Source organism: Geminicoccus harenae (assembly GCF_019800005.1).
GTDB classification, from domain to species: domain Bacteria; phylum Pseudomonadota; class Alphaproteobacteria; order Geminicoccales; family Geminicoccaceae; genus Geminicoccus; species Geminicoccus harenae.
Genome location: NZ_JABGCL010000031.1, coordinates 19948 through 44969, shown reverse-complemented (window position 1 = coordinate 44969; position 25022 = coordinate 19948). Strand labels below are relative to the sequence as shown.

The window sequence follows — 25022 nt, the reverse complement described above, 5'->3', positions numbered from 1 at the left end:
CCAGCAACCGGTTCTCGTGGGAGATTGGCGCCATGGACGACCTGGACGAGCCCATCCGCGCCCTGCTGCGCACGGTGAGCACTGCCACGCTGACGACCGTCCTGTTCAAGCGCGGCCTGCGCAACGTCTTCCTGCAGAACGTCCATCCGGTCGCAAGCGGCCTGCCGCACATGGTGGGCCCGGCCTACACGCTGCGGATGATCCCGGCGCGGGAGGACCTGGACGTGCTGGATGCCTATGCCGATCCCAACCACCCGCAGCGTCATGCGGTAGAGCACTGCCCCAAGGGCCATGTGCTGGTGATCGACAGCCGCAAGGACGCTCGGGGTGCCTCGGCCGGCGACATCCTGCTGCGGCGCCTGATGGTGCGCGGCTGCGCCGGCGTGGTGACCGATGGCGGCTTTCGCGACAGCCCGGCCGTGGCGGCGCTGGGCTTCCCGGCCTACCACCAGCGCCCCTCGGCGCCGACCGGGCCGATCTGGCACCACGCCGCCGATACCGGCCTGCCGATCGCCTGCGGGGATGTCGCGGTCTATCCGGGCGACATCATGGTGGGCGACGGCGAGGGCGTGGTGTGCATCCCGCGGGAGCTGGCGGCAGCGGTCGCGGAGGAGGCGGCCGCGGCCACCGCCTACGAAGAGTTCGTGGAAGCACAGGTGAAGGCCGGCCGGCCGTTGCCGGGCCTTTATCCCGCCACGCCGGAGAGCCGGGCCGAGTTCGAGCGCTGGCGGATCGCCCGTGGTCGCGGCTGACGAGGCGGGTGCAGTGCTGCCCCGCTCACTCCTCGTCGGATTCCAACCACTCCTTGAAGCTCATGCGCGGCTGCTCGGGCACCGATTGCTGGATGGCGGCCCGCAGCTCCTGGGCGGAGGCGTCGTTCTTCACTAGGACCTTGGCAATGCGCCGGACCAGTTCCGCATCGCTCGCCGGCACGGCGAGCTCGACCCGCTTGAGCCCGCGCTCCGCCAGGCGCCGACGATGTTCCTGGACCGATTGACTCATTTTAGCTTCTCCAAGAATACCCCAGCGCCGAGGCGGAGGGTCCAGCTGAACATATGGGCCGGCAGAACATGCACAGGCGGGGTCGACGGGGGATGACCCCGTCGGAGCCTGCCAAAGCCGGCGCGGCTAGCACATAATGAACTGCTGGAGCAGCACAAGACAGGTTCGAGTGAATTTCCGGAAAGATGCAACCGGACCACATGTTCTCCGCGCTGCTGTATAACCAAAGGTATAAGCTGCGCAGCAATATTGAATGTTGCAGGCCGGACAGACGAACTGCCGGTAACTCCCCTTGAATGCTTGACAGCAATATCCCCAACCCCGCGTCACAACCGGTGAACCCCCGGCGCGTTCCCAGGTGCGTCGACACGGCCGGCACAAAATAATCATCGGGTGAAAGACGCTATTTGACCCGATGAAAAGCCGCTAGAACCGGTGCGGACGCGGCCAAAAGGGAGGATGCACGTGACCCACGCAACCGACACGACCGACGAACTGACCCGGCGCCTGGACGCCTGCTATTCCGGCGCCATCTATGACGTGCTGCGCGACATGGGGCGGCCGAACTGCGTGCTGCCGGCGGAGATCCGCGCGATCGACCCGGACACGCGGGTGGCCGGCCGGGTGTTCACCATGCGTGGCCGGGCCGACGACCGGATCGGTGCGCACGAGAGCCTGCTCGCCTGGACCGAGTTTTTGAGCGTGGCGCCCAAGGGCCACGTCGTGGTCTGCCAGCCGCAGGACAAGGGCCGCGCCCTCATGGGCGAGCTTTCCGCCGAGACCCTGCAGCACCGCGGGATCCGCGGCTACATCGTGGACGGCGGCAGCCGGGACAACGCCTTCATCCGCAAGTTCGGCTTCCCGGTCTTCTCCAGCTTCCAGAGCCCGCGGGACATCGTCGCCGCCTGGCGGCCGGAAGCGTTCGGCGAGCCCATCACCATCGGCGGCGTCCTGATCGCCACCGGCGACTACATCCTGGCCGACATCGACGGCATCGTGGTGATCCCCGGCGACCTCGCGGAGGAAGTGGTCGGCCGGGTCGAGCAGGTGGTGCAGACCGAGAACCTGGTGCGCAAGGCGATCCTGGAAGGGGTCGACCCCAAGGAGGCCTATCTGCGCTACGGGAAGTTCTAAGGCGGGACCGTGGCCCGCGAGAACCTGACCGAGCGGGTGGCCCGGCAGATCGGCACGGCCATCGTCCGGGGCGACCATCCGCCGGACACGGCCCTGCCGGTCGAGCCCGCCATCGCGGCCACGCTCGGCGTCAGCCGCAACCTCGTGCGCGAGGCGGTCAAGACGCTGGTGGGCAAGGGGCTGCTGCGCACCGGCCGGCGGGCCGGCACGATCGTGCAGCCGCCCTCGGCCTGGAACCTGCTGGATCCGGACGTGCTGGCCTGGACGCTGGCGGCACCGGCGCTGCGCGACGACCTGCTGGCCGAGATCGCCTCCTTGCGCAGCATGATCGAGCCGGAGGTGGCGGCACTGGCGGCCAGCCGGGGCAGCACGGTCGAGATCCTGCGCCTGATGGAGGCGCTGGAGGGGATGGAGCGGCACCAGGACGACCCGGTGAGCGCGGTGGCCGCCGATATCGGCTTCCACCGCTGCCTGTTCACCGCGTCGGGGCACCGCCTGGCGATGAGCCTGCTGCCGGCCTTCACCGTACTGCTGCAGGCCAATTTTGACTTGGCGATCCAGGCGCAGGGCGGGTTCGCCCGCAATCTCGCGGAGCATCGCGCGGTGGCCGAGGCGATCGGTGCGCGCGCGCCGGACCAGGCGCGGGCAGCCATGCGCCGGCTGCTCGCCAACAACGAGGACGACCTCGCCCGGATCATGGGCGGCGAGGGTGTGGCGGCAGGGAAGGGACGATGATGCGCAAGCTGCGCTCGCACGCCTGGTTCGGCGGGCTCGACAAGGACGGCTTCATCCACCGGAGCTGGATGAAGAACCAGGGCCATCCCGACGAGATGTTCGACGGCAGGCCGGTGATCGGCATCTGCAACACCGCCTCCGACCTCACCCCCTGCAACACCCATTTCCGCGGCCTGGTCGAGCACGTGAAGCGCGGCGTGTACGAGGCGGGCGGCTTCCCGGTCGAGTTCCCGGTCTTCTCCTGCGGCGAATCCAACCTGCGCCCAACCGCCATGCTGTTCCGCAACCTGGCGTCGATGGACGTGGAGGAGGCGATCCGCGGCAACCCGATCGACGGCGTGGTGCTGCTGGCCGGCTGCGACAAGACCACGCCGGCTTTGCTGATGGGGGCGGCGAGCTGCGACCTGCCCACCATCCTGCTCTCCGGCGGGCCGATGCTGAACGGCCATTGCCGCGGCCGCACGATCGGGTCCGGCACCGATGTCTGGAAGCTGTCCGAGGACGTGCGCGCGGGCGTGATCAGCCTTGGCGAGTTCATGGCCGCCGAGAGTGCCATGTCGCGCTCGCCCGGCCACTGCATGACCATGGGCACCGCCTCCACCATGGCGAGCATGGCCGAGGCGCTGGGCGTGACACTCAGCGAGAACGCAGCCTATCCGGCGGTGGATGCGAGGCGGGCGCGGCTGGCTCATCTGACCGGCCGGCGGGCCGTGCAGATGGTGGTGGACGATCTGCGCCTGTCGAAGATCCTCACGCCGGCCGCCTTCGCCAACGCGATCCGGGTCAATGGCGCCATCGGCGGCTCGACTAACGCGGTGGTGCATCTGCTGGCGATCGCCGGGCGGATCGGGGTGGACCTCACCCTGGAGGACTGGGACCGGCTGGGCCGGGACGTGCCCTGCCTGCTCGACCTGATGCCGTCCGGCCGGTTCCTGATGGAGGATTTCTGCTATGCGGGCGGGCTGCCGGCGCTGATGAGCCGGATCGCCGACCTTTTGGAACTGGACGCGCTCACCGTCAGCGGCCGCACGCTCGGTGAGAACATCGCGACAGCACAGGTGTTCGACGACGAGGTGATCCGCCCGCGCGACCGGCCGCTGGCCGCCCAGGGCGGCATCGCCGTGCTGCGCGGCAACCTGGCGCCGGGCGGGGCGATCATCAAGCCGTCGGCGGCGACCCCGGAACTGATGCAGCATCGCGGCCGGGCGGTCGTGTTCGAGGACATCGACGACTACAAGCGCCGGGTCGACGATCCGGCACTCGAGATCGATCCGAGTTCGGTCATGGTGCTGAAGAACTGCGGGCCCAAGGGCTATCCGGGCATGGCCGAGGTGGGCAACATGGCGCTGCCCAAGAAGCTCCTGCAGCAGGGGATCCGCGACATGGTGCGGATCTCGGATGCCCGGATGAGCGGCACGGCGTTCGGCACGGTGGTGCTGCACACGGCACCCGAGGCGGCGGCCGGCGGGCCGATCGCCCTGGTCCGGGACGGCGACCTGATCGAACTCGACGTGGCAGGCCGGCGCCTGCATCTCGCGGTGGACGAGGCCGAGCTGGCGAGGCGCCGTGCCGCCTGGACCGCCCCTGAGCCCGCGATGGGCTCAGGCTACCAGAAGCTTTATGTGGACCATGTGCTCCAGGCCGACCGGGGGGCCGACCTGGACTTCCTGGTGGGCTGCCGGGGTGCCGCCGTGCCGCGCGAGAGCCACTGAGGGCAACGCGCGGCCGTCAGGCGCTCACTCGGCCGAAAAAAAGTTCTGGGTCCCGTGCGCCTCGATGGCAGCCGCGATCCGGCGCAGCGCGTGGATATAGGCCGCGGTCCGCATCGGGACGCCCTTCTCCTGGGCGGTGCGCCAGATCTCGCGGCCCTCGCGCTCCATGATGGTGCGCAGCCGGGAATGGACCTCGCCCAACTCCCAGTAGTAGCCCTGCCGGTTCTGCACCCACTCGAAATAGGAGACGGTGACCCCGCCGGCATTGGCCAGGATGTCCGGGAGCACGATCACGCCGTTGCGCTCCAGGATCCGGTCAGCCTCGGGCGTCACCGGGCCGTTGGCGAGCTCCAGCACCACGCGCGCCTGGACCTTGGACACGTTGCGCTCGTGGATCATGTTCTCCAGGGCCGCCGGCACCAGGAGATCGCAATCCGTGCCGATGATCTCGCTGCCCGGGCATTCCTGGTGGCCGTCCAGGCCCACCGTGCTGGTGACCGGCTGGCCGGCCGCCTTGGCCGCCTCCAGCCGCTCCACGTTCAGCCCGTCATGGGCAAACACCGCGCCGGCGGAATCCGAGACCGCGACGATCTTGTGCCCGTCCGCGGCGAGCAGGCGGGCGATGTGCCGGCCGGCATTGCCGAAGCCCTGGATCGCCACCCGCATCTGCTCGCCCAGACCCATCTCGGCGGCCAGATGGCAGGTGAGGTAGTAGCCGCCCCGGGCGGTGGCGTCGTCGCGCCCGACCGAGCCACCCAGCGCCAGGGGCTTGCCGGTGATGATGGCGGGGGCGGCCTGGCCGACGATCTGGCTGTACTCGTCCGCCATCCAGCCCATGATCATCGAGTTGGTGTAGACGTCGGGGGCCGGGATGTCGCGATCGGGCCCTAGGATCCGGGCGAAGGCCTGGATATAGGCGCGCGACAGCCGCTCCAGCTCGCTGCGGGACAGGGAGCGGGGATCGACCCGCACGGCACCCTTGCCGCCGCCATAGGGCAGGTTCATCACCGCGCACTTGAAGGTCATCCAGAAGGCCAGCGCCTCGGCCTCCTCCTCGCTGGCGTCCGGATGGTACCGGATGCCGCCCTTGGTCGGGCCGCGCGTGTCGTCGTAGCGGCAGCGCCAGGCGATGAAGGATTTGCGCGACCCGTCGTCCATGCGGATCATCAGCCGGGCCTTGGTCGTCTCGCGCGGGTATTTCAGCTTCTCGATCACGTCGGGATCGATCGGAAGATGGCGGGCGGCCTCGTCGAGGCGGACGAGCGCGAGGTCGAGCAGGTTGTCCTCGGACATCATGAATCCAGGTGAAGGTAACTGAACCGACGCGGGGTCGGCGGGCATGGCCGCGAATGACACGGCTGGCTGCCCGATTTCAACGCACTTGTCCAACAGACTGTCGAAATCTGCACCAATCCGCCTCAGTTTTAGGCAGGCGCAAGCCGAGCCGGAGCCCCGGCCGGCTCTGGCCGTTGCGTCGACAGCGCCGGTCCTGGCGCCGATCCCCTAGGAACCGCCCTGTCCCACGGACGGGCCGCACCAGAAGAGCGAGATCATGACCATGCTGACCCGTCGCTTCGCCCTTGCCGGATTGGCCGGCACCGGCCTGATCGGCACCGGCCTGCTTGGCAGGCGTCCCGCCTTCGCCCAGGCGGCGGAAGGGCCGTTCAAGCTCGAGCCGCTGCCCTACAGCTATGACCAGAACGAGCCGCACATCGACGCGCAGACCATGGAGCTGCACCACGACAAGCACCATGCCAGCTATGTCGAGAAGCTGAACCAGGCGGTGAGCGGCCATGGCGAATTGGCCAGCCAGCCGCTGCACGAGATCCTGGCCAAGCTGGACAGCGTGCCGGAGGACGTGCGCAAGGCGGTGCGCAACAATGGCGGCGGCCATGCCAACCACACCATGTTCTGGCAGGTGATGGGCGGCAGCGGCGGCGCGCCGTCCGGCGAGCTGGCGGAGGCGATCGACCGGGACCTCGGCGGCTTCGAGGCGTTCAAGACGGCGTTCAACCAGGCCGGCGCCGACCAGTTCGGCTCGGGCTGGGTGTTCGTGACCGTCACGGGCGACGGTGCGCTGGCGCTGACCAGCCGGCCGAACCAGGACACGCCGCTCATGGACGGCCAGATGGTCCTGTTCGGCAACGACGTGTGGGAGCACGCCTACTACCTGAAGTACCAGAACCGCCGCGCCGCCTATCTGGAAGCCTGGTGGAACGTGGTGAACTGGGAGGTGGTCGCCCAGCGCTACGCCGCGGCCAAGGCCGGCACGCTCACCATCTGAGCTGGGTCCCGCATGAGGAGGCCCGTGCCGCTCCGTCGAGCGGCACGGGCCTCCCTTCACTTCATGCCGCTCAATCGAGCGGCACGCTGCGGGTCTCCACGTCGATCATGGCGGTGGCGGCCATCGCCAGCACCAGCAGGCCGGCGAACATGCCGATCGCGACGTTGAAGCCCAGCGCCATCACCGGCGCCATGACGGTCGGCGCCAGCAGCCCGCCGAAGCGCGCCACCGCACCGGCGGCCCCCATGCCGGTCGCGCGCGAGCGGGTGGGGTAGAGTTCGGGCGTGAAGGCGTAGAGGGCGCCCCAGGTGCCGAGCAGGGCGAAGCTCATCAGCAGGATCGAGGTGGCGATCAGACCTGCCGTGGTCGCCACGGTGAACAGGAAGCAGCCGAGCGCGCTCAGGCCCAGAAAGGCGATCAGGGTGGGGCGGCGGCCCAGCCGCTCCACGCCCCAGGCCGCCAGCGCGTAGCCGGGGATCTGGGCCAGCGCCACCAGCACCAGGAAGCCATAGCCGCGCACGAAGCCGAAGCCCTCGCCGGCCAGCCGCCCCGGCAGCCAGACGAACACGCCGTAATAGCTGGCCGAGACCAGCAGCCAGACGGTGAGGATCAGGAGGGTGCGGCGCATGAGCGGCCCGGTCAGGATGCCGCCCGCGTCGCGCGCGGGAGCGGTTGGCCCGGCGGTGATCCGCATCTGAGTGGCGGGGCGGCCGTTGCCGGTCAGCACGCGGTTGAGGACAGCGCGCGCTTCCTCGGGCTGGTTGTTCTTGAGCAAATAGAGCGGCGATTCCGGCACCCAGAAGCGCAGGAGGAGGCCGACTATGGCCGGTGCTGCGGTCACCGCGAAGATCCAGCGCCAGGTCTCGACCGCCCCGGCCGAGCTCGCCGCCCAGGCGGTCAGCGCCACGATCAGCGTGCCGACCGCCCAGAAGCCCTCCAATGCTACCAGCCAGCGGCCGCGTTGCCGGGCGGGGAGAAATTCGGCCATCATCGCATAATCGACCGGCAGCGTGCCGCCCACTGCCAGGCCGGTGATGAAGCGCAGTACCAGCAGGATCTCGAAGCTCGGCGCGAACACCGAAAGGAAGCCGAACACCGCATCCAGCGCCACCGTGCCGAGCAGGATCCGGCGCCGGCCATAGCGATCGGCCAGGCGGCCGAACAGGGCCGCGCCGATCAGCATGCCGAGGAAGAAGACGGTGCCGGTCTGCAAAGCCTCGGGCAGGCCCAGGCCGAAGCTCGCGGCGATCGAGGGAGCGGTGAAGCCAACCGCCAATACCTGCATGGCGTCGGCGGTCCAGACCAGGCCGAACACGCCGAGCAGGCGGTACTGGAACGGCCCGACGCCGGCATCGGACAGGACGGCTTCGACGGTGGTCTCAAGCGATTTCTTGCGCGCAGCCAACGGCGCTCCTCCCCCAAGATGGCCGCGGGATTGATGCCCGCTGCGGGAGGCTCGCCGCAAGCCGCGATCAGCTGAAATCCTCGCTCCAGGATGTGAAAATTCTGCACCCTGGCGGTCAGGCCGGGCCATTCTCGAAGAAACGGTTCTCCGGGCGCGGCAGGCCCAGATTCTCGCGGAGCGTCCGGCCCTCGTATTCGGTGCGGAACAGGCCGCGGCGCTGCAGCTCGGGCACCACCAGATCGACCACCTCGTCCAGCCCACCCGGCAGATAGGGGAACATCACGTTGAAGCCGTCGCAGGCCTCGGTCATGAGCCATTCCTCCATCTGGTCAGCGATGGTCTTCGGCGTGCCGATCAGCTCCAGCGTGCCGTAGGCGCCACCGACATACTGGGCGAGCTCGCGCACGGTCATCTGCTCGCGCTCGGCGAGGTCGATCAGCTTCTGCCGGGCACTCTTGCTGGCATTGGTTTCCGGGATCGGCGGCAGCGGGCCGTCCAGGTCGAACTTCGACACATCGGTGCCGAGCTGGACCGAAAGGGAGGCGATACCGCTGGCCGCGTTCACCAGCGAGTCCAGCCGGCGCTTCTTGGCCTTGGCCGCCTCCACCGTATCGCCCACCACGATGAAGGCGCCGGGCAGGATCTTCAGATGGTCGGGGTCGCGGCCGATCGCCTTCATCCGGCCCTTCACGTCGGCATAGAAGCGCTGGCCGTCCGCCAGGTTGTTGGCGCTGCCGAACACCACCTCGGCGGTCTCGGCGGCGAGCTGGCGCCCGGCCTCCGAGGCACCGGCCTGGACCACCACCGGCCAGCCCTGGACGGGCCGGGCGATGTTGAGGGGCCCGCGCACCTTCAGATGCTCGCCCGCATGGTTCAGGACGTGGAGCCTGTCCGGGTCGAAGAAGACGCCGTTCTCGACGTCGCGCAGGAAGGCGTCGTCGGCAAAGCTGTCCCACAGGCCCGTGACCACGTCGTAGAACTCGCGGGCGCGCTGATAGCGGGTGGCATGCTCGACATGCTCGTCCCGGCCGAAATTCATCGCCTCGTGCGGGTTGCCGGAGGTGACGAGGTTCCAGCCGGCCCGGCCCTTGCTGATATGGTCCAGCGAGGCGAAGCGGCGGGCGACGTGGAACGGCTCGTTATAGGTGGTGGAGGCGGTGGCGATCAGGCCCAGGCGCTCGGTCACCATCGCGAGTGCGGAGAGCAGGGTGAACGGCTCGAACGAGGTGACGGTGGCGCTGCGTTTCAGCGCCTCCATCGGCATGTTCAGCACCGCCAGATGGTCGGCCATGAAGAAGGCGTCGAACCGGCCGCGCTCCAGCGTGCGGGCATAGCCGACGATGGCCTCGAGGTCGAAATTGGCGGCCGGGTTGGCGCCGGGATAGCGCCAGGCGGCGGTGTGGATGCTGATCGGCCGCATGAAGGCGCCGAGGCGCAGCTTTCGGGTCATGGGTCGCTCCGATCGGGCCTGCCCCAAGAGGCGGGGGCGGCCGGTTGGGAAAGGATCAGCTCCGGCCGAGGCCGGGCGTGGGGCAGGGCAGCGGGGGAGTGCGCCGCATCGCCGCCACGACGGGGAGGGTGGCGAGCGCCAGGATCACGAGGGCGGCACCGGCCGGCCCCAGCAGGTCGTAGCCGGCATGGCTGATCACTTGGCCGCCGAAGGCAGCGCCGACCGAGCTGCCGACATAGATCGCCGAGGCGTTGAGGGCGAGCAGCACCGGCGCGCGCCTGGGGTCGAGGCCGGCCAGCCGGGCCTGCTGGGCGACGTTGGCCGACCAGCCGGCGATACTCCAGACCAGCACCATCGCACCCATGGCCGCCAGCGGCAGATCGAGGAGGGTGAGGACCGGCAAGGCGATGGCCGTCACCATGCTGAGCCCGACCAGGCTGCGGACCGAACCCAGCCGGTCGGTGAGCACCCCGCCCAGATGGTTGCCGGCGACACCGCCCAGGCCGAAGATCACCAGCATGACGGTGACCCCGGTCTGGCCCAGCCCGTGGCGCTCCACCAGGAACGGGGCGAGATAGGTGTAGAAGGTGAACGCCGCGGCCATGCTGAACACGGTGAACAGCACCGCCAGGAGCAGGACCGGCGTGGCGAGCACGCTGCCCAGGATGGCGAGGGAGGCCGGCTGGACCGTGACCTGGCGGGGCACCAGCCGCCGCAGCACCAGAATCGCGAAGAGCGTCAGCACGGCGACGGTGCCGAAGGTCGTCCGCCAGCCGAGCTGGTAGCTCAGCCACACACCGGCCGGCACGCCGAAGGTCTGGGCGATCGTGAAGCCGCCGAACACGGTGGCCAGCGCCCGGCCGCGCTGCTCGGGCAGGACGGTGGCGACCGCGATCGCGGTGGTGACCGGCGTGATCAGGCCGGCACCCACCGCCATCAGCGAGCGGGCCGCCAGGATCAGGGTGAAGCTCGGGGCCAGCGCGGAGAGCAATGAGCCCAGCCCCAGCAGGCCCAGGCCCAGGCTCAGCACGTCGCGGCGCGCCAGCCTGCCGGTGGCGGCGACCAGGAGCGGCGAGGTCAGGGCATAGACCAGAGCGTAGACCGTCATCAGCCAGCCGGCCTGCCAATGCGGCACGGCATAGGATGCGCCGATCTCCGGCAGCATGCCGATCACCATGAAGGCGGCGATGCCGACCATGGCGTTGGCGAGTGCCAGGAGGAGGTGGAGGCGGCGCGCCTGGGCAGGCGGCATGGGGAGGCTCCGGATGGAGGGGGCGGGCGGCTCAGTCCTGCCCGGGTTCGTTCTGGTAGACGCGCTCGAACGCCGGGTCGGTCAGCGGCCGGCCGGAGCGGCGATCGATCATCAATGGCTCGGCGACCTCGCCGGTGATCCGGTCGCGGATCACCACGCGGCAGCCGTCCTCAGCGAAATGGCGGTTGCCCCAGTCGAGCAGCGCCAGCAGCACGGGGCGGAAGTCCTGGCCGCAGGCGGTCGGCAGATACTCGTAGCGGGGCGGATTGTCCTGGTAGCGGCGCTTTTCCAGGAGCCCGCCCTCGACCAGGCTGCTCAGGCGGCGGGTAAGCATGTTCGGCGCGATGCCCAGGTTCTTCTGCAAGGCGTCGAACCGGGTGATGCCGTTGAGCGCGTCGCGCATGATCAGCATGCTCCACCACTCGCCCACCCGTTCAAGGCTCTGGGCGACCGGACAGGTCATGGTGGCGAGGCTCTTGCGCTGCATGACCGGGATTCTAACGGAGTGACTTGCATGATGCAAGTGACTAGAAGGTGCTGATGCAGGAAGGAGCGGCGTGATGGCGGCGTGGTTTCTCGACGACCTGACGGTGGGCCAGCGCTTCGTGAGCGGCACCAAGCGGGTCGAGACCCAGGACATCAAGGCGTTCGCCCAGGAGTTCGACCCGCAGCCCTTCCACCTGGATGAGGTGGCAGCCGAGGGCAGCCTGTTCGGCGGGCTAGCGGCGAGCGGCTGGCACACCGCCGCGGTGACCATGCGCCTTTTGGTGGAGGGCGGGGCACCCCTGGCGGGCGGGCTGATCGGCGCCGGGGCGGAGGTCGCCTGGCCCAGGCCCACCCGGCCGGGCGACCTGCTCACCGTGACCAGCGAAGTGCTCGAGATCCGGCCGTCACGCTCACGGCCCGACCGGGGCATGGTCACGCTGCGCAGCGAAACGCGCAACCAGGACGGCGAGATCGTGCAGACCCTGGTAGCGAAGCTGGTGGTGCCGCGGCGGCCTTGAGCGGAACCGCTCAGATGCAGGCGGAGGCGCCCAGGATCGGCAGGCCCATGAACAGGGTGGCACCGGCCGCGGCGATGCTGCAGGCGGCGGCCAGCCAGAGCGTGAACCGGGGCAAAGGCGGCGGTTGGCCATCGGCCCTGGCCGCCTGCAGCCAGCCCCAGGTCTGCCAGGCCAGCAAGGCGATCACCAGCACGCTCAGCAGCCAGAGCAGCAGCAGCAGGCCGCGCTGCAGGGTGAGCGGGCCCAGCATCACCTCTTCCCAGCCGAACACGCAGCCGAGCGACAGGACCCCATAGAGCGCCACCAGGGCGCCGCCCCAGAGCGTGTAGCCGAGCGCGATCACCAGCAGGATGGCGGGGCGGGTGGCGAGCGTCATCCCCCGGCTCCCGCCTGGGCGATCATGGCCGCGACGCCCAGGATCGTGCCCAGGCCGATCACGCCGGCGACCGCGGTATAGTCGTGCCACAGCTGGCCGATCATCAGGTCCAGGCTGCGCGCCGCCGAGACCATGCCGCGCCGGCAGGCCTGCCAGACATGCAGGGCCAGGATCAGGCCGACCCCGGCATGGATCAGGACATAGACCAGGATCGCCGCGTTCACGCCGGCATAGGCATGGGCGGTGGGGTCGGGTGCCGTCGTCAGGATCGCCGCCAGCAGCAGCACCGTCGCCGCATGGGCGGCGGCGAGGAAGCGGTTCCAGACCAGCGCCCGGCCGACCGCACCCTTACGTGCCGCGCGCAGGGCGAGCCGCCCGAGGCCGGCGGCAGCCAGGAGGCAGGCCATGGCGATCAGGGCGAAGGCCGTGCTGTCGGACAGGATCTCCGGGGGCGGCCAGCCGGGTGCCACCACCCAGAGGAAGATCAGCCCGAACAGGAGCGAGCCGAACATCGCGGCATCGGCGAGCAGCAGGAACACGACCGCCCACCAGCTGGGTGCGTGGCCGCTCTCGGTATGGACCGGCAGTGTCGTGCCGTCGCCCACCGGCAAGGGCCCGAGATCGGCGGTGCGCGCCGAGTGCCGGGTCCATGTCCAGAAGATCGCGATCGTGATCACGAGGCCGGCGATCGCCAGCGGATAGACCTGGAGGAGCAGGGAGACGAAGAACAGGCCGGTCGCGAGTGCCGTCCAGAGCGGCAGGAAGGTCCGGCGGGGCAGGAGCAGGATCTGGCGCGGCTCGCCGGTGATCATGTCGATGGCGATGGTTTCCAGCCAGTTGCGCCGGGTGAAGCCCAAGAGACCCTCCCCGGCAGCCAGCTTGCGCGGCAGGTCCGGGTCCTCTGCCAGCTGGTGGCGGCTGGCGACGGTCGGGATGGAGGCGAAGCCGTAATTGGTGGCCGGCACCGGGGTCGCCCATTCCAGCGAGCCGGCTCCCCAGGGATTGCGCCCCGTCTTCGGCCCGAACCGCGCCTGGAGCACGATGTCCAGGACGAACAGGGCGAAGCCGATCGTCATGACGAAGCCACCGATCGAGGACAGGAGGTTCAGCCAGTCCCAGCCATAGCTCTCGGAATAGGTCCAGATCCGCCGGGGCATGCCGAGCAGGCCGGTCAGATGCATCAGGAAGAAGGTCAGGTTGAAGCCGATGAACACCAGCCAGAACACGGCGTAGCCCAGCTGGAACATCGGCTGGCGGCCGGTCAGGTGCGGCATCCAGTAATAGGCCGCGGCCATGATCGGGAAGACGAAGCCGCCGACCAGCACGTAGTGGAAATGGGCGACCACGAAATAGGTGTCGTGGACCTGCAGGTCGAACGGCACCACCGCCACCATCACGCCGGTGAGCCCGCCCAGCACGAAGATGAAGAAGAAGCCGCACAGGAACAGCATCGGCACGTTGAAGCGCGGCCGCCCGCTCATCAGCGTGCCGAGCCAGGAGAAGATCTGCACGCCGGTCGGGATCGCCACCAGCATGCTGGCGGCCGAGAAGAAGCCCAGCGCCAGGTGCGGGATGCCCACCGCGTACATGTGGTGGACCCACAGGCCGAAGCTGAGGAAACCCACGGAGATCGCGGAAAGCACGACCCAGCGGTAGCCCAGGAGCTCACGCCCGGCCATGACCGGGATGATGGTCGAGACCATGCCGGCGGCGGGCAGGAAGATGATGTAGACCTCCGGGTGGCCGAAGATCCAGAACAGGTGCTGCCAGAGCAGGGAGTCGCCGCCGCGGGTAGGGTCGAACAGCGCCCAGCCGAAGGCGCGCTCGGCTTCCAGCAGGATGCTGCCCAGGATCAGCGGCGGGAAGCCCACCAGGATCATCACCGCCACCACCAGCATATACCAGGCGAAGATCGGCATCCGGTCGAGCGACATGCCGGGGGCGCGGACCAGGAGGATGCTGACCAGCACCTCGACCGCGGCGCCGATCGCCGAGATCTCGACGAAGGTGATGCCGATCAGCCAGACATCGGCGTTGATGCCGGGGCTGAACGGCTTGGAGCTGAGCGGCGTGTACATGAACCAGCCGGCGTCCGGCGCCGCACCCACCGCCAGCGCCAGCAGCAGGATCGAGCCGCCGAACAGGTAGCACCAGTAGCCGTAGGCGCCCGCGCGCGGGAAAGCCAGGTCGCGGGTGCCCAGCAACTTGGGCAGGAGATAGATCGCGAAACCCTCGAACATCGGGATCGCGAACAGGAACATCATCACCGTGCCGTGCATGGTGAAGATCTGGTTGTAGATCTCCGGCCCGACGAAGGCGGTGTGCGAGGTCGCGATCTGGGCGCGCACCAGCATCGCCAGGATTCCGCCGACTGCGAAGAACAGGAAGGCGGTGACGATGAAGCGGCGGCCCAGCGTCGAATGGTTGACCGCGGCGAGCTGGCCGAGGCCGGGATGGGCACCCCAGATCCGTTCCAGATCGCGGTGCAGCTCGACGGGCGAGGCGGGCCGGATGGGCTCGTTCATCGCCGGGCCCCCGTGCGCTGCCGGAATTGGTCCTCCGGCACGGCATCGACCCAGAAGAACATCTCCGTGTGGCCCAGGCCGCAGAACTCGGCGCATTGTGCGCCGAACCGGCCGGGCTCGCTGGCCATGAGCCGGATCACGTTCACATGGCCCGGCAGGGCGTCGATCTTGCCGCCGAGCCTGGGGATCCAGAAGGAATGGATGACGTCCTCGCTGGTGACGTGGATGTCGACCGGCCGGCCGACCGGGATGACCAGCGGGCCGCCATCGGGAATGGCAGGGCCGCCGTCGGGATAATGGAAGCTCCAGGTCCACTGGCGGGCGGTGCCGTCCAGGCGCAGCACCTCCTCGCCCGGATGGGGCAGGAGCCGCTCGCCGGTGACGACCGCATAGCCCAGCAGAAGGGTCAGGGTCGCGGTCGGGAACACCAGGCCCAGGCCCACCACCCAGGTGCCTACCGAGCCGCGCGCCCGCTTGCGGCGGCGATAGGCCAGCAGCAGGCAGATCATCACCAGGGCGAAGATCAGTGCGGCACCCGCCAGCATGACCCACCACAGCCGCGCCACTGCGGCGGCATTGGGTCCGGCCGGGTCCAGCGTGGACAGGGGGCCTGTGCAACCGGCCAGCAGCGGCACAGTTAAGCAGGCAATCACCCCCGCCAGCCGACGGAAGAGCCGCGTGCCATGAAGGAAGCCGACTTCGACAGCCCGGTCGTGGCCGAGATCGAGCAGCACGACGTCAGCTCGCAGGTTCATGTCGCGGGTCATCCGATCCATGCGATGACCGTCTCCTTCCCGATCGCCCTGGTGATCTCGACGCTGGGGGCCGATCTGTTCTTCTGGTGGTCGGGCGACCCGTTCTGGGCACGGGCCGCCCTGTGGTCGAGCTTCTTCGCCTTCGCCATGGGCGTCGTCGCGGGGATCTCGGGCACGGCCGAGCTCCTGCTGGTCAAGGGCATCCGGACCCGGTCGGCGAGCTGGAGCCACGCGGTGGCGGCGATGACCCTGATCGCGATCGCTGGCACCAACTGGGGGGTGCGGATCGGCGACAACGAGGGTGCTGTCCTGCCGGTCGGCCTGTTCCTGTCGCTCCTGGCCAGCGTGTTCGTGGGCGTGGCCGGCTGGCATGGCGGCAAGCTCGTGTTCGATCATGGGATCGGGATGCGGATATCGAACCGCGACTGAAGCCCGCCGGGCTCGGTGAGCCAGTCCGGCAGGCCGCCGAACGTCAGGCTGGGCTTGGCCAGGACCAGCCAGAGGATGACGCCGATCATGGCGAGCACGCCCAGGAGCACCACGATCCCGCGCCAGCGGGCCAGGCGGGCCTCCCGCTCGAACAGGCGGGGCAGGAGGTAGCCCGTGTACATGTGCAGGAGCACCATCCCGCCCACTGCCGCGAGCTTGAGGGCGAACCAGGGCGTGTAGACGTCGTTGGCGAAGATCAGGGCCGTGCCGGAGCCGACCGCGATGAAGGCGGCCGGGCAGGTGACCACGACATAGGTGAACAGGGCCAGGCGGTGCAGGCGGAACAGCTGGCGGTCGCCCGGCAGGCCGGTGCGCTGCAGGTAGATGCCGGGCATGGCGATCAGCCCGGCTGTCCAGATGGTCAGCCCGAAGATGTGGATGAACTTCAGCCAGGTCACCACGACGCGCTGCCGCCCTCGGCCCGGTGCCGCATCGCGTGCGCCATCAGCGCCAGCGCCGCTGCGAGATACGGCAGGATTGAAGGCACCCACATGATCAGCCCACCCAGCTGCTGGTCCTCGAGCGCGCTCAGGCCGAACGGCGCGGTGACGAGAAAATGCGGCGGGTAGAGTGGCTCGGGCGCGAACGTGATCAGGGCGCCCAGCAGGCCCATCTGCACGACCGTGCCGAGCAGGGCCAGGAGGATGCCGACATTCGCGGAGCGGGGTGCCAGCACGCCCTGCCAGAACAGCCAGGCAGTGCCGAACAGCGTGACCTGCATCAGCCAGAACAGCAGGTCGCTTCCCAGTGCCGCCGTGTAGGGGATCGGCGCGTGCCAGAACCAGAGCGCCAGCGCGTGGAGCAGTGCCGCCACGCCTGCCGGCAGGAGCGGCGCCCGGTAGGGCAGGCTCAGGACCAGGAGGGGAACGGCGACGCCGATCATCACCAGGTGATGGGCGACCCTGGCGGCGAACAGGGCGGAGGTGAGCGCGCAAAGCGGGCTCACGAAGATCAGGGCGAGGAGCGCCCAGCCCGTGGCGAACAGCCGGATCCCGTTGGGGCCGGCCTGCCGCCCGTAGCGCCAGCCATAGACCAGTGCTGCCAGCAGCAACGCCAGGATGAGCCAGGGATCGAGGTTCCAGCGCAGCCAGAGCTCCGCAGGCAGCGGAGCAGCACCGCAATAGGGCAGGCCTTGGAACTGGGACGACAACCGCGGCTCCTGTCGCTGGGTGCCGCTGCGGCGGCAAGGGGTAGCGACGAAGGAAACTGGTGCGCCGTCGCCACTCCGGCAACCGCGGGGGCTGCGTCAGCGTCCGGGCGGAGGCTCAGGCCGTGCCGGCGGTTCCGGTCTGGTCACCGCCATCGCTGGCGCCCGGCGGGAAGGACTCCCGCCTTGCGTGCGGCCAGCGACGGCGGCGATCTCCTTGGTGTCTCGAGCCATCAGGATCACTGGGCGACGGTCGCCGGCTCTGCGGCAGCCGCCTCGGTCGCTTCGGCCGGCACGTCCATGGCTGCCAGGGTCTCCGCGCACAGGCGGGCGGCATCCTCGACCGGCTCGTCCATGCCGCCGAGCTTGGTCCAGCCGGCATCCTCGATCAGGTTGTCACGCTGATACGAGCTCGTGTCCTTCAACGTGGCGAGCTGGACGCCGAAATCGGGCGCGCTGGTGAACCTGTTCACGCAGACGTCCGCCGCCAGTTGGGCGCGCGAGGCGTGCGCCGCGTCCTCCGTCATCTCGGTGGCGGTGCCACCGGTGACCCAGCCGCCGAACCAGAAGCCGACGACGATCGTGGCCACGGAGCTGCCGACGCACGACCAGAACCAGGCGGTCTTCGATGGCCGGAATTCCTGCCAACGCTGCGCCATTCCGTTGTTCTGGGTCATTTGCCTCTCCCTTTGGTAGAAATGATAAGCTACGCCTCCATTAAGAAATGTCAACAGTCCGGCAAGAAGAGGGTAGGAATCGATCCGGACTCATCCACGCAGGGACAACTGGGGAACCTGCCGGTCCGCCGGCTTTTCCTGATGCGTCCCCGGCCATGTGAAGTTCCGCCGATGTCCCCACGTCCGTTGTGGAAAGGCTATCTGAAGCTGGCCCTGGTGACCTGCCCGGTCGCCCTGTTCACCGCCGCCTCGACCAGCGACCGGATCTCGTTCCACACCTACAATCGCGAGACGGGGCACCGGGTGCGCCGGCAGTTCGTCGATGCCGAGACCGGCGAGGTGGTCGACCAGGACGAGCAGGTGCGCGGCTACGACCTGAAGGGCGAGGGCTTCGTCGAGATCGAGGACGAGGAGTACGACGCGGTAGCGCTGGAAAGCACGCACACGATCGACATCGACAAGTTCGTGCCGCGCTCCCAGGTCGACGAGATCTATGTGGATGCGCCCTACTACCTGATCCCGACCGACGAGGTCGGCGAAGAGGCCTTCGCGGTGATCCGCGAGGCGATGCGCAGCCGCAAGATGACCGGGATCGCCCGGCTGGTCCTGTACCGGCGCGAGCGCATCGTGCTGCTGGAGCCGCGCGACAAGGGCATGATGCTGACGACGCTGCACTATGCGAACGAGGTCCGGCCGCAGGAGGACTATTTCGACGAGATCCCCGACATCCATCTGTCCAAGGAGATGCTGGACCTGGCCGGCCACATCATCGACACGAAGATGAGCCGCTTCGACCCCCGGCAGTTCAAGGACCGCTACGAGGAGGCGCTCAAGGCCCTGGTGCAGGCCAAGGCCAAGGGCAAGAAGATCACGCCGGCACCGGCGCGCAAGCCGCCCAACGTGGTGAGCCTGATGGATGCGCTGCGGCAGAGCCTCGGCACCTCCAACGACAACAAGGGCGAGGACTCGGAGGACGAGGCGCCGGCCAAGCCCGCCCGCAAGAGCCGCAGCACCAAGACCGGGTCATCTGCCGGCACCAAGAAGAGCGCGGCCAAGCCCCGGCGCAAGGCCAGCTAGAGGCCAGGCTGAATGGCGCTCGAGGAATATGTCGCCAAGCGCGACTTCACCCGCACCGCCGAGCCGAAGGGCAGGCGGGGCAAGGCCGGCGGGCAGCGCTTCGTCATCCAGAAGCACGACGCGCGGCGGCTGCACTACGACCTGCGCCTGGAACTGGACGGGGTCTTCAAGAGCTGGGCGGTGACGCGGGGCCCGAGCCTGCTGGCCGGCGAGAAGCGGCTGGCGGTGCAGGTCGAGGACCATCCGCTCGACTATGGCGACTTCGAGGGGAACATCCCCAAGGGCGAGTATGGCGGCGGCTCGGTGATCGTCTGGGACCGGGGCAGCTGGCGGCCGGACGGCGATCCCGCGGCCGGGCTGAAGAAGGGCCGGCTCTCGTTCACCCTGGAGGGCGACAAGCTGGCGGGCGGCTGGCACCTGGTGCGCATGCACAAGCGCCGGGGCGAGAAGCGCGACAACTGGCTGCTCATCAAGCAGGACGACGCGGCGGCACGGCCGGAAGACGCACCCGACATCACCGAGGAACGGCCGGATTCGGTGCTGAGCGGGCGATCCAATGCCGATGTCGCCGGCGGCGTGCCGGCCGGCGAGGCCCAGCCGGCAACCCCGGCCAAGCCGGCGAAACGGCCGGCGAAGAAGGCCAGGGCGCCCAAGCGGGGCGAGCCGGTGTTCGTGCCGCCCTGCCTGGCGCGGCTGGAGGCGAGCCCGCCCACGGGCGATCGTTGGCTGCACGAGATCAAGTTCGACGGCTACCGGATCGAGGCCATTCTCGCAGACCGCAAGGTCACGCTCTGGACCCGCACCGGGCTGGACTGGACCGACACGTTCGGCCAGGAGATTCCCGATGCCATCGCCGCGCTGGCGGCCGACAGCCTGGTGATCGACGGCGAGGTGGTGGTCGAGAGCGAGGCCGGTGCGTCGGACTATGTGGCGCTGCGCGAGGACCTGTCCGCCGGCCGCACCGACCGGTTCCGCTATTATGCGTTCGACCTCCTGCACCTGGACGGGCAGGACCTGCGCGGCCTGCCGCTGGTGGAGCGCAAGGCGCGGCTGAAGCAGCTGATCGGTCGTGCTGCCGCGGACCAGCCCCTGCGCTTCAGCGAGGATTTTCCCGAGAAGGGCGACCTGGTGCTGCAGCATGCGTGCCGGCTCAGCCTGGAGGGAATCGTCTCCAAGCGGAGCGATGCACCCTACCGCTCGGGCCGCAGCGGTGACTGGATCAAGTCGAAATGCTCGGACCGGCAGGAGTTCGTGATCGCCGGCTGGGTGCCGTCCACCGCCACGCCGAAGTCGATCGGCTCGCTGGTGCTGGCCTATCACGAGAACGGCCGGCTGGTGCATGCCGGCCGGGTCGGCACCGGCTTCAGCCGCGCCACGGCGCGCGAGCTGTGGGAACGGCTGCACCAGCTCGAACCCACCAGGATGCCGTTCGCCAAGAGCCCGGAGCGCAACGACCGGGACGTGCGCTGGGTCGAGCCCCAACTGGTGGCGGAGGTCGAGTTCCGCGGCTGGACCGGGGACTTGCTGCTGCGCCACGCCTCGTTCCGCGGCCTGCGCGATGACAAGCCGGCCGAGGAGATCGTGCGCGAGGTGCCGGACGGGCAGGAAGCTGCGGAGCCGGCCCCGCCCGAGCCGGCCCCGGCAGAGCCGCCGAAGAAGCCGGCAAGGCGCAGGCAATCCAGTGCGCCTGCGGTGCGGCTGACCCATCCCGACCGGGTCTACTGGCCGGAGGACGGCATCACCAAGCAGGGCCTGGCCGACTATTATGCCGATGTGTGGAAGTGGCTGGCGCCGCATGTGGTGGCGCGGCCGCTCTCGCTGCTGCGCTGCCCGGATGGCGTGGACGGCAAGTGCTTCTTCCAGAAGGCACCCTGGCGCGGGATCGACAAGGCCGTGGCGGTGCTCGACAACCCGGGCGAGGGCGGCGACACCGTGCTGGCGATCGAGGGCCTGGACGGCATGATCGCCCTGGTGCAGGGCGGCGTGCTGGAGGCCCATGCCTGGGGTGCCAGGGTCGACGACCTGGACCGGCCGGACCAGCTCACCTTCGACCTCGACCCGGACGAGGGGATCGGCTGGGACGCGGTGAGGGAGGCAGCCCTGGAGGTCCGCCAGCGGCTGAGCGACCACGGCCTCGAGAGCTTCCTCAAGACCACCGGCGGCAAGGGGCTGCACGTGGTCGTGCCGCTCCAGCCCAAGGCCGGCTGGGAGGAGGCCAAGGCGTTCTGCAAGGACCTGGCCGAGGCGATGGCCGCGGACAGCCCGCAGCGCTTCACCGCGACCATGTCCAAGCAGAAGCGCAAGGGCCGAATCTTCGTCGACTGGCTGCGCAACGGCCGGGGCAACACGGCGGTCGCGGCCTACTCGACCAGGGCCAGGTCGGGGGCGCCCGTGTCCACCTCGATCGGCTGGGACGAGCTGAACCTGGACGTGCGCGGCCGGCACTTCACCCTCGCCAACCTGCCAGGCCGGCTCGGCCATCTGGACGCGGACCCCTGGGCCGGGTTCTTCCGGCTGAAGCAGACCCTGCCGGTCGAATCCAGGGCGAAGAAGGGCAAGAAGCGCTGAGCCTGCCGGATGGGCAGGAGCACCAAGCCGGGTCGGCGGGCCGTCCGGCCGCCGCCGAGCGCAATGCGCGCGAAGCAGAAAAATGCAAATCTTCCCGATGTGACGGCGCGAATCGAACCCCATATTCGGTGTCATGCCCAATATCGAGTTCGCTCGGTGACACACGGCGGCGTGTGTTAGACAGGAATCACAGTTTGTCAGCTACTGTTCAAAGCGTTCCCGGACTTGAGACGTCCGCCCGGGAGTGGATGCGCAAGCTCAGCATCTACCGGGAACCGAGCACGGGGCGCAGCCTCTTCGAGCTCGCCATCACCCTCATCCCCTTCGCGCTGTGCTGGGTGGCGATGGTGCTGGCGGTCCGAACCGGGCATTTCTGGCTGTACGCCCTGCTGCTCATCCCAGCGGCAGGCCTGGTGGTCCGGCTGTTCATGATCCAGCACGACTGCGGGCACGGCTCGTTCTTCCGGCGGCGGAGCGGCAACGACTGGACCGGGCGGCTGCTCGGGATCCTCACGCTGACCCCCTATGATTACTGGCGGCACAGCCATGCCGTGCACCACGCGAACGCCGGGAACCTGGACGGCCGCGGGATCGGGGACATCGACACGCTCACGGTCGACGAGTACCTGGCCCGGTCGCGCTGGGGCCGCCTGCGCTACCGGCTGTACCGCCATCCGCTGGTGATGTTCGGGGTGGGCCCCGTCTATCTGTTTCTGTTCCAGTATCGCCTGCCGATCGGCTTCATGCGCAAGGGGCGGCCCTGGCTCAGCACCATGCTCACCAACCTGGCGATCCTCGTCATGGCCGGCGGCCTGATCTGGCTGGTCGGCATCGGGCCGTTCCTGATGGTGCATGTCCCGGTCGTGCTGCTGGCGGCGGCCGGCGGCGTCTGGCTGTTCTATGTGCAGCACCAGTTCGAGGAGACCCACTGGGCGGAAGGGGAATCCTGGAGCATGCCCGAGGCCGCCCTCCATGGCAGCTCGCATTATGATCTGCCGGCCGTGCTGCGCTGGTTCACCGCAAACATCGGCATCCACCATGTCCATCACCTGGTCAGCCGCATCCCGTACTACCGCCTGCCCGAGGTCCTGCGCGATCACCCGGAGCTGCGCGATGTCGGTCGGTTGACGCTGCGCGAGAGCCTGAGCTGCGTCCGACTGGTGCTCTGGGACGAGGCCCGGCGTCGCCTCGTGTCCTTCAAGGACCTGCGCCGCCACGGGAACAGCGGTCCTGCACCCCAAGCGGTTTGACACTGGGCACTTCCGCCCTCACTTATAAGGCACCTAGGGGAGCCCCGTGAGGGGGCTGAGAGGTCATCGGCAAAGGGCGAATGCCTGGCGCAGCATGACGACCCTTCGAACCTGATCCAGTTCATGCTGGCGTAGGGATGGTGGTGCCTGCACGAAACGCAGCAAATCGCCCTCCCGGCGCCAGCCCGGGAGAGTGGCGTTTCCATGCGCGTCCTGGTGATCGGTGCGGGTGTGGCGGGCCTTACCGCCGCCCATGCCTTTGCGGAGCGGGGCTGCACCGTCCGTATCGTCGAGCGGGGCGAAGCCCTGGGAGCCGCGTCCTGCTCGCGCTTTGCCGGCGGTATGCTGGCGCCCTGGTGCGAGCGCGAGAGTGCCGAGGAGACGGTGGTCGAGCTCGGCCAGGAGGCGCTGGCCTACTGGCCGAAGATCCATCCTGCCACCTTGCGCCACGGCAGCCTGGTGGTGGCGCCGCGTCGCGACGAGCGCGAGATCGACCGCTTCGCCCGCCGGACCACCCGCCACCGTCTGCTCGACGCCGACGGCTTGGCCGGTCTGGAGCCGGACCTTGCTGGCCGGTTCGGCCGGGCGCTGTACTTTGCGGACGAGGCCCATCTCGACCCGCGCGCCGCCCTGCCGTCGCTGGCCGGCCGGCTGGACGCCATGGGCGTGCCGATCCGGTTCGGCACCGAGGTGACGGAGCCGCCACCCGATGTCGACCTGACGGTGGACTGCCGTGGCCTCGCCGCCGCCGACCTGCTGCCCGACCTGCGCGGGGTGAAGGGCGAGATGCTGGTCCTGCGCTGCCCGGACGTGCAGCTGAGCCGGCCGGTGCGCATGCTCCACCCCCGCTTCCCGCTCTACATCGTGCCGCGCGGGGACGGGCTGTTCATGGTGGGTGCGACCATGATCGAGAGCGCCGAGCGCGCCCGGGTCACCGCCCGCTCCGTCGTGGAGCTCCTGAACGCCGCCTATGCGCTGCACCCGGCCTTCGGCGAGGCGGAGCTGGTCGAGATCGGTGCGGATGCCCGGCCAGCCTTCCCGGACAACCTGCCCCGCGTGCGCCGCATCGGCGACCGGCTGTTTCTGAACGGCCTCTACCGCCACGGCTTCCTCCTGTCGCCGGCGGTAGCGAGGATCGCCGCCGAGTTTGCGCTGGAAGGCAAGCAGGTTCAAGGCATTACTGAAGCTGGTGGAGGCAAGGAATGAAGATCATCGTCAATGGCAAGCCGGTCGAGACCGGTGCTCAGTCTTTGGCCGCCCTCCTGGAGGAGCTAGGCTATGGCGGGGTCGTGGTCGCCACGGCGGTGAACGGCGACTTCACCCCGGTGGCGCGGCGCGCCGAGACCGAGCTGAAGGACGGCGACCAGATCGAGGTGCTGGCCCCGATGCAGGGAGGTTGAGCGATCATGGAAGTTTATGGGACGAAGCTCACCTCGCGTCTCCTGCTCGGCACCTCGCAATACCCCTCGCCGGCGATCCTGGCCGATGCGGTCAAGGCGGCGGGCTCCGACGTGGTGACCGTGTCGCTGCGGCGCGAATCGGGCGTGGAGCGCGCCGGGCAGGGCTTCTGGTCATTGATCCGCTCCTTGGGCGTGAAGGTCCTGCCGAACACGGCCGGCTGCCACACGGTCAAGGAGGCGGTCGCCACCGCGCAGATGGCGCGCGAGGTGTTCGGCACGCCCTGGATCAAGCTCGAGGTGATCGGCAACCACGACACGCTGCAGCCCGACCCGTTCGCGCTAGTGGAGGCGGCCGGCATCCTGACGCGCGACGGGTTCCAGGTGTTCCCCTACACCACCGACGACCTGATCGTGGCCGAGAAGCTGGTAGAGGCGGGCTGCCAGGTGCTGATGCCCTGGGGCGCCCCGATCGGCTCCGGCAAGGGGCTGAACAACCGGTTCGCCCTGCGCAGCATGCGCGCCCATTTCCCGGACGTGCCGCTGGTGGTCGATGCCGGGATCGGCCTGCCCTCCCATGCCGCCGATGCCATGGAGCTGGGCTACGACGCGATCCTGCTCAATACCGCAGTCGCCAAGGCCGGCGATCCGGTGCGGATGGCCGAAGCCTTCCGCCACGCGGTCGAAGCCGGGCGCCTGGCATTCGAGGCCGATCCCATGGAGCCGCGCGACATGGCGGCACCCTCCACGCCGGTGCTCGGCACGGCGTTCCGGAGCTGATCC

General features: G+C 69.2%; 25 protein-coding genes and 1 riboswitch. Of the genes, 13 read left to right on the top strand and 12 right to left on the bottom strand.

What is annotated here, in order from left to right:
- Positions 1-41: 41 nt before the first annotated feature.
- Positions 42-752, top strand: coding sequence for a ribonuclease activity regulator RraA (locus HLA95_RS22160; RefSeq protein ID WP_370467513.1), 711 nt, complete (start codon positions 42-44; stop codon positions 750-752).
- A 25-nt stretch (positions 753-777) separates the two neighbouring features.
- Here the strand turns inward: HLA95_RS22160 and HLA95_RS22155 are convergent, their stop codons facing one another.
- Entirely contained in the window at positions 778-1002 is a 225-nt protein-coding gene (locus HLA95_RS22155; protein ID WP_191061836.1) for a hypothetical protein, read from the bottom strand.
- 465 nt (positions 1003-1467) lie between these two features.
- On the opposite strand from HLA95_RS22155, the gene HLA95_RS22150 reads away from it, so the two are divergent.
- Genes HLA95_RS22150 through HLA95_RS22140 form a run of 3 tightly spaced genes read left to right on the top strand, consistent with a single transcriptional unit; the run spans position 1468 to position 4583 of the window.
- Complete coding sequence (locus tag HLA95_RS22150) at positions 1468-2136, top strand: RraA family protein (RefSeq protein WP_222184552.1); 669 nt, start codon at positions 1468-1470, stop codon at positions 2134-2136.
- A 9-nt stretch (positions 2137-2145) separates the two neighbouring features.
- Entirely contained in the window at positions 2146-2871 is a 726-nt protein-coding gene (locus HLA95_RS22145; protein ID WP_191062166.1) for a FadR/GntR family transcriptional regulator, read from the top strand.
- On the top strand, positions 2871-4583 hold the full coding sequence (locus HLA95_RS22140) for an IlvD/Edd family dehydratase (RefSeq protein ID WP_222184559.1): 1713 nt from the start codon (positions 2871-2873) through the stop codon (positions 4581-4583). Before HLA95_RS22145 ends, HLA95_RS22140 begins: the two co-directional genes overlap by 1 nt.
- A gap of 24 nt (positions 4584-4607) precedes the next feature.
- On the opposite strand, the gene HLA95_RS22135 is transcribed toward HLA95_RS22140, so the two are convergent.
- Positions 4608-5876, bottom strand: coding sequence for a Glu/Leu/Phe/Val family dehydrogenase (locus HLA95_RS22135; RefSeq protein WP_191061608.1), 1269 nt, complete (start codon positions 5874-5876; stop codon positions 4608-4610).
- A 259-nt stretch (positions 5877-6135) separates the two neighbouring features.
- Here HLA95_RS22135 and HLA95_RS22130 point away from each other — a divergent pair, with 259 nt between their 5' ends.
- On the top strand, positions 6136-6867 hold the full coding sequence (locus HLA95_RS22130) for a superoxide dismutase (RefSeq protein ID WP_222184548.1): 732 nt from the start codon (positions 6136-6138) through the stop codon (positions 6865-6867).
- A gap of 70 nt (positions 6868-6937) precedes the next feature.
- On the opposite strand, the gene HLA95_RS22125 is transcribed toward HLA95_RS22130, so the two are convergent.
- The 4 genes from HLA95_RS22125 to HLA95_RS22110 are packed head-to-tail and all read right to left on the bottom strand — an operon-like array spanning position 6938 to position 11461.
- Positions 6938-8401, bottom strand: coding sequence for an MFS transporter (locus tag HLA95_RS22125; RefSeq protein WP_191062001.1), 1464 nt, complete (start codon positions 8399-8401; stop codon positions 6938-6940).
- Complete coding sequence (locus tag HLA95_RS22120) at positions 8388-9722, bottom strand: LLM class flavin-dependent oxidoreductase (RefSeq protein WP_222184544.1); 1335 nt, start codon at positions 9720-9722, stop codon at positions 8388-8390. Before HLA95_RS22120 ends, HLA95_RS22125 begins: the two co-directional genes overlap by 14 nt.
- A gap of 55 nt (positions 9723-9777) precedes the next feature.
- Positions 9778-10974, bottom strand: coding sequence for an MFS transporter (locus HLA95_RS22115; protein ID WP_191058905.1), 1197 nt, complete (start codon positions 10972-10974; stop codon positions 9778-9780).
- A gap of 31 nt (positions 10975-11005) precedes the next feature.
- A complete protein-coding gene (locus HLA95_RS22110) occupies positions 11006-11461 on the bottom strand; it encodes a winged helix-turn-helix transcriptional regulator (protein WP_191058904.1) in 456 nt (151 codons plus the stop codon).
- Positions 11462-11534: 73 nt separating this feature from the next.
- Between HLA95_RS22110 and HLA95_RS22105 the strand changes: the two genes are divergently transcribed.
- Entirely contained in the window at positions 11535-11978 is a 444-nt protein-coding gene (locus tag HLA95_RS22105) for a MaoC family dehydratase (RefSeq protein WP_191058903.1), read from the top strand.
- A gap of 10 nt (positions 11979-11988) precedes the next feature.
- Here the strand turns inward: HLA95_RS22105 and HLA95_RS22100 are convergent, their stop codons facing one another.
- From HLA95_RS22100 to coxB, 3 genes are read right to left on the bottom strand one after another with little or no spacing between them, the layout of a single operon-like run.
- Positions 11989-12354 carry a hypothetical protein gene (locus HLA95_RS22100; protein ID WP_191058902.1) on the bottom strand — a complete coding sequence of 122 codons (366 nt, stop codon included), beginning with the start codon at positions 12352-12354 and terminating at the stop codon, positions 11989-11991.
- Positions 12351-14879, bottom strand: a complete 2529-nt coding sequence (ctaD, locus tag HLA95_RS22095; protein WP_191058901.1) for a cytochrome c oxidase subunit I — start codon at positions 14877-14879, stop codon at positions 12351-12353. Before ctaD ends, HLA95_RS22100 begins: the two co-directional genes overlap by 4 nt.
- Positions 14876-15514, bottom strand: coding sequence for a cytochrome c oxidase subunit II (gene coxB / locus HLA95_RS22090; protein WP_222184542.1), 639 nt, complete (start codon positions 15512-15514; stop codon positions 14876-14878). The genes ctaD and coxB overlap by 4 nt, the downstream gene beginning before the upstream one ends.
- Before the next feature lie 48 nt (positions 15515-15562).
- Between coxB and HLA95_RS22085 the strand changes: the two genes are divergently transcribed.
- On the top strand, positions 15563-16063 hold the full coding sequence (locus tag HLA95_RS22085; RefSeq protein WP_191058899.1) for a DUF2231 domain-containing protein: 501 nt from the start codon (positions 15563-15565) through the stop codon (positions 16061-16063).
- Here HLA95_RS22085 and HLA95_RS22080 read toward each other — a convergent pair.
- The 3 genes from HLA95_RS22080 to HLA95_RS22070 form a co-directional block, all read right to left on the bottom strand.
- Positions 16027-16521 (bottom strand): CopD family protein, encoded by a 495-nt coding sequence (locus tag HLA95_RS22080; protein ID WP_191058898.1) that lies wholly within the window; start codon positions 16519-16521, stop codon positions 16027-16029. The two genes, HLA95_RS22085 and HLA95_RS22080, sit on opposite strands and share 37 nt — an antisense overlap.
- A complete protein-coding gene (locus HLA95_RS22075; RefSeq protein ID WP_223861442.1) occupies positions 16518-17273 on the bottom strand; it encodes a cytochrome c oxidase assembly protein in 756 nt (251 codons plus the stop codon). Before HLA95_RS22075 ends, HLA95_RS22080 begins: the two co-directional genes overlap by 4 nt.
- A 236-nt stretch (positions 17274-17509) precedes the next feature.
- Positions 17510-17947 (bottom strand): hypothetical protein, encoded by a 438-nt coding sequence (locus HLA95_RS22070; protein WP_191058897.1) that lies wholly within the window; start codon positions 17945-17947, stop codon positions 17510-17512.
- A 171-nt stretch (positions 17948-18118) separates the two neighbouring features.
- On the opposite strand from HLA95_RS22070, the gene ku reads away from it, so the two are divergent.
- The 6 genes from ku (at position 18119) to HLA95_RS22040 (ending at position 25019) form a co-directional block, all read left to right on the top strand.
- Positions 18119-19024 carry a non-homologous end joining protein Ku gene (ku, locus tag HLA95_RS22065; protein WP_191058896.1) on the top strand — a complete coding sequence of 302 codons (906 nt, stop codon included), beginning with the start codon at positions 18119-18121 and terminating at the stop codon, positions 19022-19024.
- 12 nt (positions 19025-19036) lie between these two features.
- Complete coding sequence (gene ligD / locus HLA95_RS22060; protein WP_222184540.1) at positions 19037-21592, top strand: DNA ligase D; 2556 nt, start codon at positions 19037-19039, stop codon at positions 21590-21592.
- A 248-nt stretch (positions 21593-21840) separates the two neighbouring features.
- Complete coding sequence (locus HLA95_RS22055) at positions 21841-22842, top strand: fatty acid desaturase (RefSeq protein ID WP_191060136.1); 1002 nt, start codon at positions 21841-21843, stop codon at positions 22840-22842.
- A gap of 25 nt (positions 22843-22867) precedes the next feature.
- Positions 22868-22997: riboswitch (TPP riboswitch) on the top strand.
- Positions 22998-23046: 49 nt separating this feature from the next.
- A complete protein-coding gene (thiO, locus tag HLA95_RS22050) occupies positions 23047-24048 on the top strand; it encodes a glycine oxidase ThiO (RefSeq protein ID WP_191060137.1) in 1002 nt (333 codons plus the stop codon).
- Positions 24045-24242: a sulfur carrier protein ThiS gene (thiS, locus tag HLA95_RS22045; protein WP_191060138.1), complete on the top strand. Its 198-nt coding sequence runs from the start codon at positions 24045-24047 to the stop codon at positions 24240-24242. The genes thiO and thiS overlap by 4 nt, the downstream gene beginning before the upstream one ends.
- A gap of 3 nt (positions 24243-24245) precedes the next feature.
- On the top strand, positions 24246-25019 hold the full coding sequence (locus HLA95_RS22040) for a thiazole synthase (RefSeq protein WP_191060141.1): 774 nt from the start codon (positions 24246-24248) through the stop codon (positions 25017-25019).
- Positions 25020-25022 lie beyond the last annotated feature (3 nt).